We start from the raw sequence: 13,189 nt of genomic DNA, 5'->3' as shown, positions 1-13,189 counted from the left end.
CCCCCACCGGGGCGAACTCCCCAGGGGCGAACCTTGACACGAGAGGGGGACCACTGGACTCACGGATACGACGAATACGACGACGCGGAACTGGACTCACGGATACGACGACGCGGAGCGACACGACCCATGATCGACGACACCATCACCGTCTTCTGGCACGACCGGATGCTCGACCACGAACCGCCCGCGGGGACGTACAAGTACCCCTCATCGCCGATGATCGCCGACGACGAGCGACATCCCGACCGGCGGGAGCGCGTCAAGAACATCAAAGCGATGCTCGACCACGCGCTCCCGGAGGCCACCGAGTACGAGTCGCCCGAGCGCGCCACGCGCGACGAGATCGAACGGGTCCACGACTCGGAGTACGTCGACTGGCTGGAGTCGTTCTGCGCCGACGGCGGCGGGCGCATCGAGGACACGACGACGGGGGCGAACGAAGCCACGTTCGACGCCGCCCGAATGGCCGCGGGGGCCGCGATGGCCGCCGCCCGGACGGCGCTCGACGACGATGGATCAGTCCCGTACGCGCTGTGTCGCCCCAGCGGCCACCACGCCCAGCCGACCTGCGCCGACGGGTTCTGCTTCCTCAACAACGTCGCCATCGCCGCCGAGGAGGCGCTCGCGCAGGGGGCCGACAGCGTCGCCATCGTCGACTGGGACGTCCACCACGGCAACGGCACGCAGGAGGCGTTCTACGACCGCGACGACGTGCTCTTCGTGAGCGCCCACGCGGACCACGGCTCCTGGCACCCCGAGTACCACCCACAGGAGGGATCGCTCGAGGAGGTCGGAACGGGCGCCGGCGAGGGCTACACCGTGAACGTCCCGCTCCCGCCCGGCACGGGCGACCGCGGCTACGACGTGCTCTTCGAGCGCGTCGTGAACCCCATCGTCCGCGAGTACGACCCCGACCTCGTCCTCGTGAGCGCCGGGCAGGACGCCGGCGCCGCGGACCCGAACGCGCGCAACCTCGCCACCCGCGATGGCTTCCTACGCCTCGGCGAGCACGTGCGCCACCTCGCCGACGAGACCGCGGACGGCCGCCTCGCGCTCGTCCAGGAGGGCGGCTACCAGCAGTCCCACCTGTCGTTCGCGACGCTCGGCGTGTTCGAGGGACTCCTCGACCGCCGCGTCGAGCTGGAGCAGTACGGGACCGACGACCCGTTCGCCTGGCTAGAGGAGCCGACGGAGCTTGTGGATTCGTGGCTGGACAAGGCGGTGGAGCATCACCAGGAGTACTGGGATCTGGAGTAACCTGAACGGGCAAGGAGGATAGTGGTGACTCGATTACTGAAACGCCCCGTTCTGGAGCCCATTACTGGCCACCTGATTAACTAGCCATTTTATCGGAAATGTCAATAGTGAGTCCATAGTCCAACTACCATTTTGTGCTGAAAAAGGAATTCCGCCAGCGACTGAGCGATTAGCTCGGAGTCTTGCCCTCAGCGAGGCTCTGAGAGTTGCCGCCGTCGTGAGCGGTCCAGATTACACGGACCGTGGTACTAGCTGGAACGGAATTGTCGGTTCCCCCCAGGTTATTGAGAGATGCAGTCGTGCCCGAACTCACGGTTGAAGGGAATTCAACAGATTGTCCACTCTCTGCGACCAGTTCAAGCGAGTCAGCGTTGTCCTCGTCAATGGTCGCGCCACCTTCATGGGTCGCGTCCACCCTGTAGGGGTTCGTTGGAGAGTTCCCTGCCGACGAGTAGTCGAAGTCGAAGTTCGCATTGGGTGCGGTCTGCTGTAGGTTGTTCCCGAGACCGAGCACGAACGTCCCGATGACGGCCGCGAGGATCACAGTGATTGCCACCATCAGAATAACCCCGATGACCGGACTGACAGCACGTTCGTCTTTGAACAGTTGCTTGAATTGCATGGGTATAGTTCTCTGTGACCCGGAGCCCCGGCCTGGAAACCGCGTTCCCGTGGCGGGGCGTTGAGTCGTGAATTCCTAGACCTGAATCTGGGAAATAAAGGTACGTCCCAAATTATCAGTCGTGAATCGCTCACGGGAATCGGACGCGGGACGGAGTCCGTCCGAGAGGGTGCCCGACCGAGACCACACCTCGCATCCGGAGACGGAGCCTTTATCGGCCGACTCTGACAGACACGGCGTATGGTTACCGCCCGGGCCGTCCGCGACCTCCTCGACGAGCGGCCGGACCTCGAACCGGCCGTGGAGACCGTCCTCGAACCCGAGGACCCCTGGGCGTTCGAGGACGTCGACGTCGACTCGGGAGCGTTCGGCGAACTCGTCTCGCACGGCGTCGTCGAACGCGACGGCGAGGAGTACCGCGTCGCCGACCGGGCGGCCGTACGAACTGCGCTCGACGGTGAAGCGCCGGCACCGGCCGCCGACGAGCGATCCACGTCGGACCTCGACGTCTCGCTCCCGCAGATCGACCGTTTCGAACTCGCCCTCCTCCTCGGCGCGTTGCTGCTCGTCGTCGCGTTCCGCATGTTCCCGTTCCCGACGGTGTACCGCGGCGAGCACGTCGTCCTCTCCGCGAACGACCCGTACTTCTACCGCTACTGGGTGGAGACGATGCTCGCGGACCCCGGGACGACGCTCTCGACGATCCCCGGCGGCATCGCGAAGGGGGAACCGCTCCTCGTCGCCGCACTCTGGCTCGTCACGGTCGTGCTCGGCGGCACCACGGAGGTCGCCGGCCACGTCCTCGCCTGGTACCCCGTCGTCTCGGCTGTCATCACAGCGGTCCTCGTGTACGTCCTCACGAAGACGGTCACTGACGACCGCCGGATAGCGCTCGCCGCCGTCGCCATGCTCGCAGTCATCCCGGCGCACGCATATCGGACGAGCCTAGGTTTCGCCGACCACCACGCATTCGATTACCCGTGGCTGGCGCTGACGGTCCTCGGCATCGCTGTCATTGCCGCAGAAGCACGCCGAACCGCCCCCGGCAGGACGATCACCCGCCGACCCATTCCCACGCTCACGTGGAAGACGATCGCCGCGACGCTCGCCATCGGTATCGGCACCGGCGCGCAGACGCTCGCATGGGACGCGAGCCCACTGCTGCTCGTACCACTCGGCCTCTATCTCGCGACCGACGCCCTCCGGGCGGTTCACGCCGGCGACTCGCCGCTCCCGACAAGCGGGCCGGTCCTGCTTGGGACGGGGATCGGCGCCACTATCGCGTGGGCTGGCCACTCCGTGTTCGGATGGCATTCGACGCTCGTCGCCACTGCGCCCGCGCTCGTACTCATCGGCGGTGTCGGCGTCCTCCTCGTCGGCGAACTGGCGCATCGGTTCGACCAGCCCGCCACGGTACTCGCCGGTGTCGAAGGAGGAGGGCTCGTCGTCGGCGCCGTCCTGCTCGCCACGGTCCGGCCGGAGTACTGGACACGACTCACCACGAGCCTGTCCGATCGTTTGTTCGCCGATCGTGCGATCGCCGAAATGCAGGGCCTGTTCGGACAGTCGTTCGGCTGGTTACTGCTGATCGGGTTGATCCTTGTTCTCGCGCTCCCGTACATGGCGTGGGGCGTTCGACTAGCACTCGACGATGAACGCTGGCTGGTTCCGACGGTGTACGCCTGGTACTTCCTCGTGCTCGCCGCCATCCAGGTCCGATTCGTCGGTGAGCTCTCACCGACGGTCGTCGTCTTCGCTGCGACCGGGTTCGTTCATCTCACGGAGAAGTTCGACTGTGCTCGCTCACCAGCACCCTTCAGTGACGACCCCGTTCCGGACGTGCGGATTCCAGATCGGGAGCCGCTCATGGCGGTCGTTATCCTCTTTCTGTTCGTGACGAGCGTGAGTATCTTCCAGGTGCCGGTGAAGACGAGCCAACTGACCGTCCCCGACGGTCAGTACGAAACGGCGACCTGGATGGCCGAGCACAGCGACGACCGCGAGATGGAGTACCCGGAGAACTACGTGTTCAGCTTCTGGCCGGAGAACAGAATGTACAACTACTTCGTGAACGGCGAGTCGCGCTCGTACGGCTATGCGCAAAGTAATTACGTCCAGTTCATCAGCTCGCAAGATGCGCAGGCGTGGTACGACCGACTGAGTGGCCGTGCTGGATTCGTCGTCACAACGCCGATCGTCGTTGGCGGAAACGAATCGAACCTCGGCACCAGACTCCACCGGCACAACGGCAACCGGACCGCCGACTCGCCCGCGCTCGCCCACTACCGGCTCGTCCACGCGACGGCCGACGGCGAGTACAAGACCTTCGCGCTCGTCCCCGGCGCGGTCGTCGAGGGGCAGGCGGAGCCGAACGCGACCGTCACACTGGGGACGGAGGTCGACGTCGAGGGCGCTTCGTTCACCTACGTCCGGGAGACGACCGCCGGCGCGGACGGCGCGTACAGCGTCCGCGTCGCCCACCCGGGGGAGTACCAGGTCGCGGGGAGTAACGGGAGCGACGGGACCACGATCACCGTCCCCGAATCCGCGGTCCGGAACGGGGCGAACGTGACCGCTACGGGGTCGGCGTGAGGATGGACCGGGTCAGGTTCCCCCTCCTCCCCCGGTCACTTCGCTGGCTCGGCGTCTTGGGAGTCGCCGGCGTCATCTGCTACTTCTCGCTCGTCACCGTCCCCCCGGAGCCGCCGTCACCGACGCCGTTCTGGGACAAGCGCCTCCACTTCGCGGCCTACGCGGGGTTCGCGCTCGTGCTGGCCTATGCGACGGCGAACCTGCGGGAGCACCCGTCTCGACGCGTCGCCCTCGTCATCGGCGGTGCTCTCGCGTTCGGTGCGGGTATCGAACTCCTCCAGGGAGCAACGCCCCACCGCTACTTTGGCTGGGGCGACCTGCTCGCGAACGCGCTCGGGGCGGCGCTGGGGAGCCTCTGGTTCCCCGTCGAGCGCCGGATTCGCTACGTGGGCGCCCGGACGCTGGCCGCCGAACTTGCCGCCAGGTAGGACGACGTGGGACGGCCACCCCCCGGGAGTCCGGGTCGGCGGCCGACGGTCGCCCGTCCCCGTCGACTACTCCTCGTCCGCGTCGACCAGTTCGAACAGCGGGTCGAAGTCCTCGGGGAGCTGGCCCCGGACCTGTTCCAGTTCGCCCGCCGGCGCGACCTCGCTCACGAGGTCGACGACGACCTTCGCGTGGTAGGCTGCGTCGGACCGGTCGACGCGCCCCCGCTCGGCGACGCGGTCGACAAACTCGTCGAAGGGGAAGCGCTGACCCGAGTCGGCCTCGAGCAGGAACCGGTCGATCTCCATCGGAAGTGGACTGGCCAGGTCCTCCGCCTCGCCCTCGACGATCCGTTCGCCCAGCGTGGTGAGCGTGGCGCGGGCCGCGCGGACCGCGTGTCCCTCGTCGGGGAGTTCCAGCCGGTGCTGGAGCTGTCCCACGAACTCGCTGAAGTCCATGGAATCAGGACGAGTCGTGGACGGGGAACGCGATCTCGACGGTCGCCTTGTACTCCGTGATGGCGTCGTCGGTGACGTTCGCCGTCCAGTCCTCGATCTCGATGCCGCTGATGTCGTCAACCGACTTGCTCGCCTCCATCACGGCCTGTTCGGCGGCGTCCTCCCACGATTCCTCGGAGGTGCCGAGCACCTTGATGATCTTGACTGCCGTCATGGGAGAGTGCAGGGTCGTCGGCGTATTTGGTATACGCCCCGTACTCGGCAGGGTGGTTCGGTAGGTGACCCCACGGCGATTCGGGCCCCGTAAGGTCGGCCTACAAGTGCTCCCCTCTCCGATGATATCGGGCCCACGACGAAGCGAACCGGGAGACGCGAGGGTCACCAGACCGACGGCCGGGGTTCGGAGGCGCCAGTTCCCCGATTTTCAGAACGTGTCAATCGAACCTATTAATTCATATAGGATAGCTAACTAATACGTTCTATCAATGAGTCGCGTCCGTGACGGAGCACGCCCGGACGACGCGGACGCGGTCCTCCATGTAGATGCGGGCGAGCGAGCGCCTGACCCCGCCACCGCGGCGCTCTCGGCGCGTCCTGGCGTGGCCATCGAGTCCCTGCGGTCGGCGAACGCTGCGGTCGACCGGCTCGCGGCCGGCGACGTCGATTGTCTCGTCTGCGACCCGGACGACCTCGGCGGGACCGCGTTCCTGTGCAGGGTCCGGGGCCGGCACCCCGGTCTTCCGGTCGTCGTGTACACCCGCGACACCGCCGACGCGGTGCTCGACTGGGTCGCGGAGAACGGCCCCGCGGCGTACCTCCGGAAAGGGGACGGCCGGGGCGAGGAACGAAGCGAGGCGCTGTGGAACCGCGTCGAACGGGTCCTCCCGGGCGCGTCGCTCGAACGGGACGAGGCGCTCGTCGAGACCATCCACGACCCGGTGTACGTCCTCGGCGCGACGGGCGAGTTCACCTTCGTCAACGACGCGTTCTGTGCCGCCACGGGCTACGACCGCGAGACGCTCGTCGGGCGCGATGGCGGGGTCGTCGAGCGGACCGAACTCGACGGCGACGACGGGCGGGCCTTCCAGCGACGCCTGTTCGAGCGCGGTGCGCGGGCGGGTCAGGTCGAGGTGATGCTCGGAACCGCCGACGGCGGGACGCTGTACTGCGAGGACCACGTCAGTCTGTTGCCGGCACCGGACGCCGAGTTCGCGGGGTCTGTCGGCGTCCTTCGCGACATCTCCGCGCGCAAGCGGCGCGAGCGCGAACTGGAACGCTACGAGGACGTCATCGAGCTCGCGGCCGACGGAATGTACATGCTCGACAGATCCGGCGCGTTCGACGAGGTGAACAGCCGGATGGAGACGCTGACCGGCTACGACGAGTCCGAACTCCTCGAGTTCGGCCCGGCCACCTGTCTCACGGAGGAGACGTACGACCGGTTCGAGTCCGAGATCGGGGCCCTCCTGTCCGCGGCGAGACCGTGGGGGTCGGTCGAGGGCGACCTCGAGACCGCGGACGGCGACCTGGTCCCGATCGAGGCGCGGATCACCCTCGTCTACCGGGACGGGGAGTTCGACGGCACCGTCGGAATCGTCCGCGACATCACCGAGCGACGCGAGCGCAAGCGCGAACTCGAACGGCAGAACGACCGGCTCGAGGAGTTCGCCGGCATCGTCAGCCACGACCTGCGGAACCCGCTGAACGTCGCGGAGGGGCGTCTCGAACTCCTCGACGACGAGGTCGACAGCGTTCATCTCGCGCCGGCCCGGCGGGCGCTCTCCCGGATGGACGACATCATCGAGGACGTCCTCACGCTCACGCGGCACGGAACCACCGACGTCAGCCCGCACGCGCTCGAGTTCGAGCCGCTGGTCTGGGAGACCTGGCGGACCGTCGACGGCCCGGAGGCCACGTTGACGGTCGCGGGCGCCCTCGGAACCATCCCGGCCGACGAGTCGCGACTCAGGCGAATCCTCGAGAACCTCTTCAGGAACGCGGTCGAGCACGCCGGCCCCGACGTCACGGTTCGCGTGGGACGCCTCGACGGGGAGTCCGGGTTCTACGTCGAGGACGACGGCCCGGGTGTGCCCCCTGGCGACCGCGAGACGGTGTTCCGGACCGGATACACGTCGAGCGCGGACGGCACCGGCTACGGGCTCGAGATCGTCAGGGAGCTCGTCGCCGCCCACGGCTGGGCGGTCGAGGTTCGGACCGGGAACGAGGGCGGGGCGCGGTTCGTGGTCACCGGCGTCTCCGAGGCGTGAGACGGCGCCTCAGGGGGTGTCGGTCTCTTGGCGCAGAATGTGCTGTGCCCGATCCACCCCTACCGCGCGAGCATCCGGTGGAACACGGTACTCCCGAGCGTCCAGGTGTGATAGGCGGCCGACGCCGCGAGGAGCACGAAGAAGAGTCCGGCGAGGACGCCGGGGGGGATCGCCGACAGCCCGGGCACGCCCGTCGCGTTCGCGAGGAGGACGAACAGGCCGAGCATCCCGAGGCCGAGGTAGTACTCGCTCCAGGCGATTTCGCACCCCGAGACGACCTCGAGGTACACCGTCACGTCGCCCGCGCGGTCGCTGAGCCGGACGGTGTGGTCGTCCTCGGCGTACTCGATGATGCCGAGTCGGACGAGCTTCGGGACGTGGGTCTGCTGGAGCGAGACGTACACGCTCTGCCGGACGTCCCGGGGGGCAGGCGTCGTCCCCGACTCGCGTTCCGCGATCCGCTCCGAGAGCTCTCGAAGCGTGTAGTCCTCCCCCTCGTCCGCGAGCAACGAGAGCAGCGACCGCCGACGCTCGTTGCTCAACACGTCGTGGATCGTCGTCTCCTCGAGCCTTGAGGAAGGGGCGGCAGTCGCTGGGGGAAGTCGGGTTGCCACAGTCGATACCACCTACGTACACCTTACTAATCAAACTATTCTATAATGTCATGAGAGCCGAGATGGAATTTGCGACGGCCGGGGGCGGAACCATCCGGCGATTAAGCCCGCGGTTTAGACGTGCAGGCTCGTGTTAAACCGGGCATTAAGCGGTACATAATCGGTCCAATACTATGCCGTCTCCGTTCTGTGAGTTCGTTGATAGCAACCAGCCGGTCCAGCAGTTGCAGACCGGGGCTCGCGTGAGTTCTCGGGGTGGGTGCGCTCCGCCGGCGTCGGACGTCGGTGGAGGGCGCTGGGTGCTGCCGGGCTATCTAACGAAATCATGACACGGAATACGACACGCACGATACGCGCGATCATCCTCGCGACGCTGATGATTACATCAGTCGTTGCGATGAACGTCTCGTTAGTCGGGACGGTACTGGCGGATCAAGGAACAGCGGTCGGCAATGCCGAGGAACTGACGGGCTTCGACGCGACCGCAAACGGTGAGCCCGTCAGCGCCTGACGACGCCCGGCTTCTCGGTGTTCGCGGTCGGCTCCGCGGACGGGAGCGGGGCGGCCACGCCGACCGACGAACCGGCCGACCAGTCCACCGACGAACCCGCGGACGAGGGCACCGACGAGCCGACCAATGACCCGGTGGAGGAACTCGGCGGCTTCAACGTCGGGCTCCTGCTCGGCGTCCTGCTGCTGGTCGCCATCGTTGGCGCCATCGCTTACGTCAGGATCGGACAGGAGTAAGTCGTCCCGTCGGCGGGTCGACTCCGGACGCGGGGCTGACGCCCCGTCGAATCGGTTTTTCGCTTCGTTGAAACCTCGATCAAAGATGTGTTTCAATGGGTGTCCTGCAGAGATAGCGCGTATCAGGCACGAGTGCTGGCCGATGTGGCTTTCTATTGTATCGCTAAGTACAGGTGAGCCACCTATCGTCCAGTCGAGTACGGACTCTAACAGGGCGACACAGTGGTGCCGTTGATACGTTGCGCATCGTCGGGGGTGACGAGGTAACAGGCATCCGACTCCACGTCCGCCTCATCCTGTTCCGTTGAGCAACTGTACTGGTGTTTGACTGCAACGTGATATTCAGCAGGCGACGTTTGGCAGATTCCGGAGGAATCGGTAGTTGCTCCGGTAACCGCTTCACCCGCACGTAGCGTCACATAAATCCGCTGTACTGGGGTCACTTCCGAGGAGAACTAATTCCCGGCAGATCTTCCACGGGAATCCGGCAGGTCACTCACAGAGACCACGCGCTCGTCCTGATAGATTCAACTGGCTGTGACCGAATCAACTGCGAAGGAGGATTGCTAACTGATCACTCGATTTCTAACTGGCCCCTCCCGCCGTCCCCTTCACTGCCGTTCTCGTCCCATTCGAGTTCGAACTCGATACTCAGCTCACCTGGCCCGTCCGTTGGTCCCTCGCGTTCGGCTTTGACCTCGAACGTCGGACGAGCTGGCGGCTCCATTGTCACGGACTCGGACCCGGATTTTAGCGTGACCGCACCGCCTTGATCGAGCTTGTCAGCGACACTGCGAAGATACGATGCGATTTCTTCGCGGGTCTGAACGCTCTCCGAGCTGAACAGGACTTCCTCAGGCATATAGTGACAATACACCCCCTGCACCGATAAGTGCATGCTCTGTATCTAGAGAGATCACCCCATCAATCGGTGTGAGGAACGTACTGTATTCGCGCTCTGTATTCAGTGAGCAATTTTCACGGCTGAGTTGGCGCTTCTGTAAGGATTGTGTGGGCGATACCACCAACTATGACAGAAAAAATGGAGGTGTAGAGAATCCCAAGGCCCCACGAGGTTAGAATACAAGAGTAGGGTCCGCACCCAAAGAAAAAAGTCGTTCGTCGTCCCAATCCAGTGAACGGCCAAAGATCTGGATTACCCATTCCGAAGAATGCAATGTACATCCCCCCCGTTGATACAATGGATGTGAATACGACTTCACGGTTGAGGAGGAGTTGTCTCACTCTTTGGTAATTCATAATATTTCTCCCACATTGGGTCTACAAGTACTTTGTCTCGCCAGTAGGGGGAATCGACTAATGTCCTAAATTTGCTCCTGTCGAGTCCCAATCTATTGACCGACTAGCGCTGTGTATGCAGCAGAGATCGAGGACCCTGCCTTATTCCTGTCAAAAGCGGCGTGCTGACTACGGAGGATGTATTCAGTAGACGGTCATCGTTCGTTTCAGGCCATCAGCGACGAAACAGCCGCTAAGAATAACCTACTTTGTGGGTATGGACTCCATTGTCACTCAGTTCGTCACACAACCACCCTCAGTGAAAATCAAGGGAGTACATCGGTGTTCGCCCCGGTAGGTTCGGTTGAGTCCATGAAACGAGGATTCGAATCACCGAAACGCAACAAGCCGGACGCAGCCGAAGAACATGAGCCAACGACAGGTGGAGATCCCGATGGGCTTGGGATGTGCGTGGACTGTGGGGAGATATACCCGGTTCAGAAGACAGATCATGGAGGAATTCGCCCGATTGGGGTAGGCGATAGGTGCAAGTGTGGAAATACAGAGTTTCTCCCATGCACCGATATGTAGAATCCTACAGCAAGCCAATCTTGACAAGATGTGAGGGGGATAGGTGCATCCCCGATAGGTGTCTTACCTGTTCTTAGCGATTCCGTCGACCGTCACGTTGTCTCGTTCTCGTGCCCGAGACGCGCCCTGTAGTTAGCACATTCTCGACAATCTACTCAATTCCTGTCAACAGGAGCGTGCTGACTACAGAGGATGTCTTCAGCAACGGAACTGCCCTCTCTATAACGTCCCGAGTGAACCGTCTGTTAGACGCCTACTGTGTGTGTATTAACCATGCCAGATGTCAGTGTCGAACTGATTCTTCGCCGATAGGGGACTCCCACAGGAGGATGGTCGCCGCCCCGACGACGAGTGCAACGCCACCGACGCCCAGTGCGAACAGCGGAGAGACAGCATCGGAGATGACGCCACTCCCGAGTTGGAACGGGACGACGGCGAGACCGCTGACCATCGCCATCGCACTCAGCACGGTGGCTCGACCAAGCGTCTCCACGCGATCGTTGATGTACTGTCCGGCGAACGAGCGTGTGACATCCGAGACCCCCCGTATCAGGAGGAACGTCGGAAGCGCCAGCAGCGGCAGGAAGTACATCCCGATCAACGCGCCACCAACGGCGAACGGGAGGACGAGAAACCACGTTCGCAGTCCGATGGTCTCCCGGATCGTCCCCGTGTAGTAGTTGAGTATCGCGCCGACGAGACTGTACGCTGCGTAGAACCATCCAAGTAGGGCCTCGACCTGCGACTGGGCCACGCCGAGGTCGAGAGCCACCGTCTCGAAAATCGGCTGGAGGAAGACGAACACGAGGTACGTGACCGCGGCGTACAGAACGTAGTAGTAGAGCAAGAACGCCCGGAGACGACGGCGAGCGAGGACCTCCCTGACGATACCAACCGTTCGGCGGAGACTCAGTTCATCGGTCGCTGTGTCCTTGTACGTCTCCGGTTCGTCGAGCGTGAGCAGTACCACAACCCCGAGACTCGTCACGCCCGCGGCGACGAACCACGGATACGAGAGGTCGATGCTTCCAAGATACCCACCGAGAATCGCCGCAACGACTCCGACGGCTAACGCCGCCGACTCTCCGCGTCCCCGAACGTGGGCGAACTCGTCTTCCGAGAGGTCGTCGGTGAGCGTGTCGTAGAGCCACGCATCTTCGCTACCGGAGCGGAAGTTGTAGCCCAGCGACCAGCAGACGTAGAGGCCCGCCAGCGGAAGAAACGAGTTCGACAGGCCGATACCGAGGAGCGTCAGAGAGATGAGGGACGTTCCGATGAGGAGACTGTTGCGTCGGCCAACACGGTCGCCGATATACCCTGTCGGGATCTCCCCAAACAGCGTCGTCAGGTTGTAGAGTGCCTCCAGAATCGCGATCTGTGTGAACGATAGCCCCTGCGCCAGAAAGAAGAGGTACATAATCGGTCGATAGAACTCGACCGCTTTCGTCGACTTGTAGAGATAGTACTTCAGGATACTCCCGGAGAGTGTTCCCCGAACACCGTCACCCGTGCCTCCAGCCATACGTGTGCTGGCGAACGGAAAGTCGACGAGTATATCCTGTTATTACGGATTCACCACGGGGCGCATACCTCAGCCTAGCGAGGTGGTACGCTCGCTCGGTCTCTCGTTCTAAGTTGGGACCAGACGACTGGTAAGTGACCGATACGCGCTCTCTATTCAGCAACGCTCGATTGATCTGTCGAGCAGCAGGAACCAACCACCTGCTGCATACAGAGGATGTATGCAGTAGGCGGTCCTCGTTCGTTTCAGGCCATTTGCGATGAAACAGTAGCTACGTGGGCCTGCTTATCGAGTGACCTCACCCTCTACCGAGACCGTTTCCGAGTCTTCAATTTCAATTAGATACTGCCGCCACTCTTGCAAGGTGTGTTCCGTCGTAGACACCTCGTCACCATCGACAGTCACAATAATCGTGAACTGGTGATCGTAGTCAAGCCTCGGAATGAAATTCTCAAATAGAGTGTCCTCATCGGGACCGAGTACTGCTGACTCCGTTCGACTGCCGAAGTCACCGGTGGCGACAACTTTTGCCTCGTGTTGGGCTGTATCACCGTTGTGGAGTCGAACTTCAGGGTTACCGGAATTTCCGAGTCCATTTCCGAGTCCTCCCAGACACCCCGTAGTCAGGAGGGTCAAGGTCGCCACCCCCGAAGCAAGGGCTTCTCGACGCGAGAGCAAGGCCATATTTCACGATGTACTGGCACTCACATAAGTATCTTCTACAGGCTGACGACTTTTCGGGTGAGGTGATCTGCTCCTCACCTATACGGAGCAATGGGTCACGCGGCTGACTCGGGAGAGCCACTTGCTGACTATGCGCCCTGTATGCAGCATGCTCTTGACGATCTACT

The 13,189-nt window shown here is 63.3% G+C and carries 13 protein-coding genes; 6 read left to right on the top strand and 7 right to left on the bottom strand.

Going from position 1 to position 13,189, the window contains the following annotated elements; all coding sequences use genetic code 11:
• The first annotated feature begins 132 nt into the window (after window positions 1-132).
• On the top strand, window positions 133-1,260 hold the full coding sequence (locus HUG10_RS14370; protein ID WP_218780705.1) for an arginase family protein: 1,128 nt from the start codon (window positions 133-135) through the stop codon (window positions 1,258-1,260).
• Window positions 1,261-1,429: 169 nt separating this feature from the next.
• Here the strand turns inward: HUG10_RS14370 and HUG10_RS14365 are convergent, their stop codons facing one another.
• Window positions 1,430-1,882 (bottom strand): type IV pilin, encoded by a 453-nt coding sequence (locus tag HUG10_RS14365; protein WP_179170230.1) that lies wholly within the window; start codon window positions 1,880-1,882, stop codon window positions 1,430-1,432.
• Between the two features lie 240 nt (window positions 1,883-2,122).
• Between HUG10_RS14365 and HUG10_RS14360 the strand changes: the two genes are divergently transcribed.
• Both HUG10_RS14360 and HUG10_RS14355 read left to right on the top strand, forming a co-directional pair.
• The gene (locus HUG10_RS14360; protein ID WP_179170229.1) at window positions 2,123-4,474 is read left to right on the top strand and encodes an STT3 domain-containing protein; all 2,352 of its coding nucleotides are present in this window, start codon (window positions 2,123-2,125) and stop codon (window positions 4,472-4,474) included.
• Between the two features lie 2 nt (window positions 4,475-4,476).
• Window positions 4,477-4,902: a VanZ family protein gene (locus HUG10_RS14355; RefSeq protein ID WP_179170228.1), complete on the top strand. Its 426-nt coding sequence runs from the start codon at window positions 4,477-4,479 to the stop codon at window positions 4,900-4,902.
• Window positions 4,903-4,968: 66 nt separating this feature from the next.
• On the opposite strand, the gene HUG10_RS14350 is transcribed toward HUG10_RS14355, so the two are convergent.
• On the bottom strand, window positions 4,969-5,358 hold the full coding sequence (locus HUG10_RS14350; protein ID WP_179170227.1) for a DUF2267 domain-containing protein: 390 nt from the start codon (window positions 5,356-5,358) through the stop codon (window positions 4,969-4,971).
• Window positions 5,359-5,362: 4 nt separating this feature from the next.
• Entirely contained in the window at window positions 5,363-5,572 is a 210-nt protein-coding gene (locus HUG10_RS14345; protein WP_179170226.1) for a dodecin family protein, read from the bottom strand.
• A 271-nt stretch (window positions 5,573-5,843) separates the two neighbouring features.
• Between HUG10_RS14345 and HUG10_RS14340 the strand changes: the two genes are divergently transcribed.
• Window positions 5,844-7,625 carry a PAS domain S-box protein gene (locus HUG10_RS14340; protein ID WP_179170225.1) on the top strand — a complete coding sequence of 594 codons (1,782 nt, stop codon included), beginning with the start codon at window positions 5,844-5,846 and terminating at the stop codon, window positions 7,623-7,625.
• 59 nt (window positions 7,626-7,684) lie between these two features.
• Here HUG10_RS14340 and HUG10_RS14335 read toward each other — a convergent pair whose 3' ends face one another.
• A complete protein-coding gene (locus HUG10_RS14335; RefSeq protein WP_179170224.1) occupies window positions 7,685-8,239 on the bottom strand; it encodes a DUF7344 domain-containing protein in 555 nt (184 codons plus the stop codon).
• A 325-nt stretch (window positions 8,240-8,564) separates the two neighbouring features.
• Between HUG10_RS14335 and HUG10_RS14330 the strand changes: the two genes are divergently transcribed.
• Window positions 8,565-8,750, top strand: a complete 186-nt coding sequence (locus tag HUG10_RS14330; RefSeq protein WP_179170223.1) for a surface glycoprotein — start codon at window positions 8,565-8,567, stop codon at window positions 8,748-8,750.
• Window positions 8,751-8,767: 17 nt separating this feature from the next.
• Window positions 8,768-8,986, top strand: coding sequence for a hypothetical protein (locus tag HUG10_RS14325; protein WP_179170222.1), 219 nt, complete (start codon window positions 8,768-8,770; stop codon window positions 8,984-8,986).
• Between the two features lie 574 nt (window positions 8,987-9,560).
• Here the strand turns inward: HUG10_RS14325 and HUG10_RS14320 are convergent.
• The 3 genes from HUG10_RS14320 to HUG10_RS14310 all read right to left on the bottom strand — a co-directional run bounded on the left by HUG10_RS14320 (window position 9,561) and on the right by HUG10_RS14310 (window position 13,022).
• Window positions 9,561-9,848: an amphi-Trp domain-containing protein gene (locus tag HUG10_RS14320; protein ID WP_179170221.1), complete on the bottom strand. Its 288-nt coding sequence runs from the start codon at window positions 9,846-9,848 to the stop codon at window positions 9,561-9,563.
• Between the two features lie 1,251 nt (window positions 9,849-11,099).
• The gene (locus HUG10_RS14315; RefSeq protein ID WP_179170220.1) at window positions 11,100-12,338 is read right to left on the bottom strand and encodes an MFS transporter; all 1,239 of its coding nucleotides are present in this window, start codon (window positions 12,336-12,338) and stop codon (window positions 11,100-11,102) included.
• 285 nt (window positions 12,339-12,623) lie between these two features.
• Window positions 12,624-13,022 (bottom strand): hypothetical protein, encoded by a 399-nt coding sequence (locus tag HUG10_RS14310; RefSeq protein WP_179170219.1) that lies wholly within the window; start codon window positions 13,020-13,022, stop codon window positions 12,624-12,626.
• Window positions 13,023-13,189 lie beyond the last annotated feature (167 nt).

It is taken from the genome of Halorarum halophilum (assembly GCF_013401515.1).
Lineage (GTDB): Archaea > Halobacteriota > Halobacteria > Halobacteriales > Haloferacaceae > Halorarum > Halorarum halophilum.
The sequence above is the reverse complement of the archived record's forward strand: the minus strand, read 5'-3'. Positions and strand labels throughout refer to the sequence as shown.

Coding starts and splice junctions, on each gene's coding strand:
- HUG10_RS14340 (WP_179170225.1), top strand. CDS start 5,844: ATGAGTCGCGTCCGTGACGGAGCACGCCCGGACGACGCGGACGCGGTC.
- HUG10_RS14330 (WP_179170223.1), top strand. CDS start 8,565: ATGACACGGAATACGACACGCACGATACGCGCGATCATCCTCGCGACG.
- HUG10_RS14320 (WP_179170221.1), bottom strand. CDS start 9,848: ATGCCTGAGGAAGTCCTGTTCAGCTCGGAGAGCGTTCAGACCCGCGAA.
- HUG10_RS14345 (WP_179170226.1), bottom strand. CDS start 5,572: ATGACGGCAGTCAAGATCATCAAGGTGCTCGGCACCTCCGAGGAATCG.
- HUG10_RS14350 (WP_179170227.1), bottom strand. CDS start 5,358: ATGGACTTCAGCGAGTTCGTGGGACAGCTCCAGCACCGGCTGGAACTC.
- HUG10_RS14310 (WP_179170219.1), bottom strand. CDS start 13,022: ATGGCCTTGCTCTCGCGTCGAGAAGCCCTTGCTTCGGGGGTGGCGACC.
- HUG10_RS14360 (WP_179170229.1), top strand. CDS start 2,123: ATGGTTACCGCCCGGGCCGTCCGCGACCTCCTCGACGAGCGGCCGGAC.
- HUG10_RS14365 (WP_179170230.1), bottom strand. CDS start 1,882: ATGCAATTCAAGCAACTGTTCAAAGACGAACGTGCTGTCAGTCCGGTC.
- HUG10_RS14315 (WP_179170220.1), bottom strand. CDS start 12,338: ATGGCTGGAGGCACGGGTGACGGTGTTCGGGGAACACTCTCCGGGAGT.
- HUG10_RS14355 (WP_179170228.1), top strand. CDS start 4,477: ATGGACCGGGTCAGGTTCCCCCTCCTCCCCCGGTCACTTCGCTGGCTC.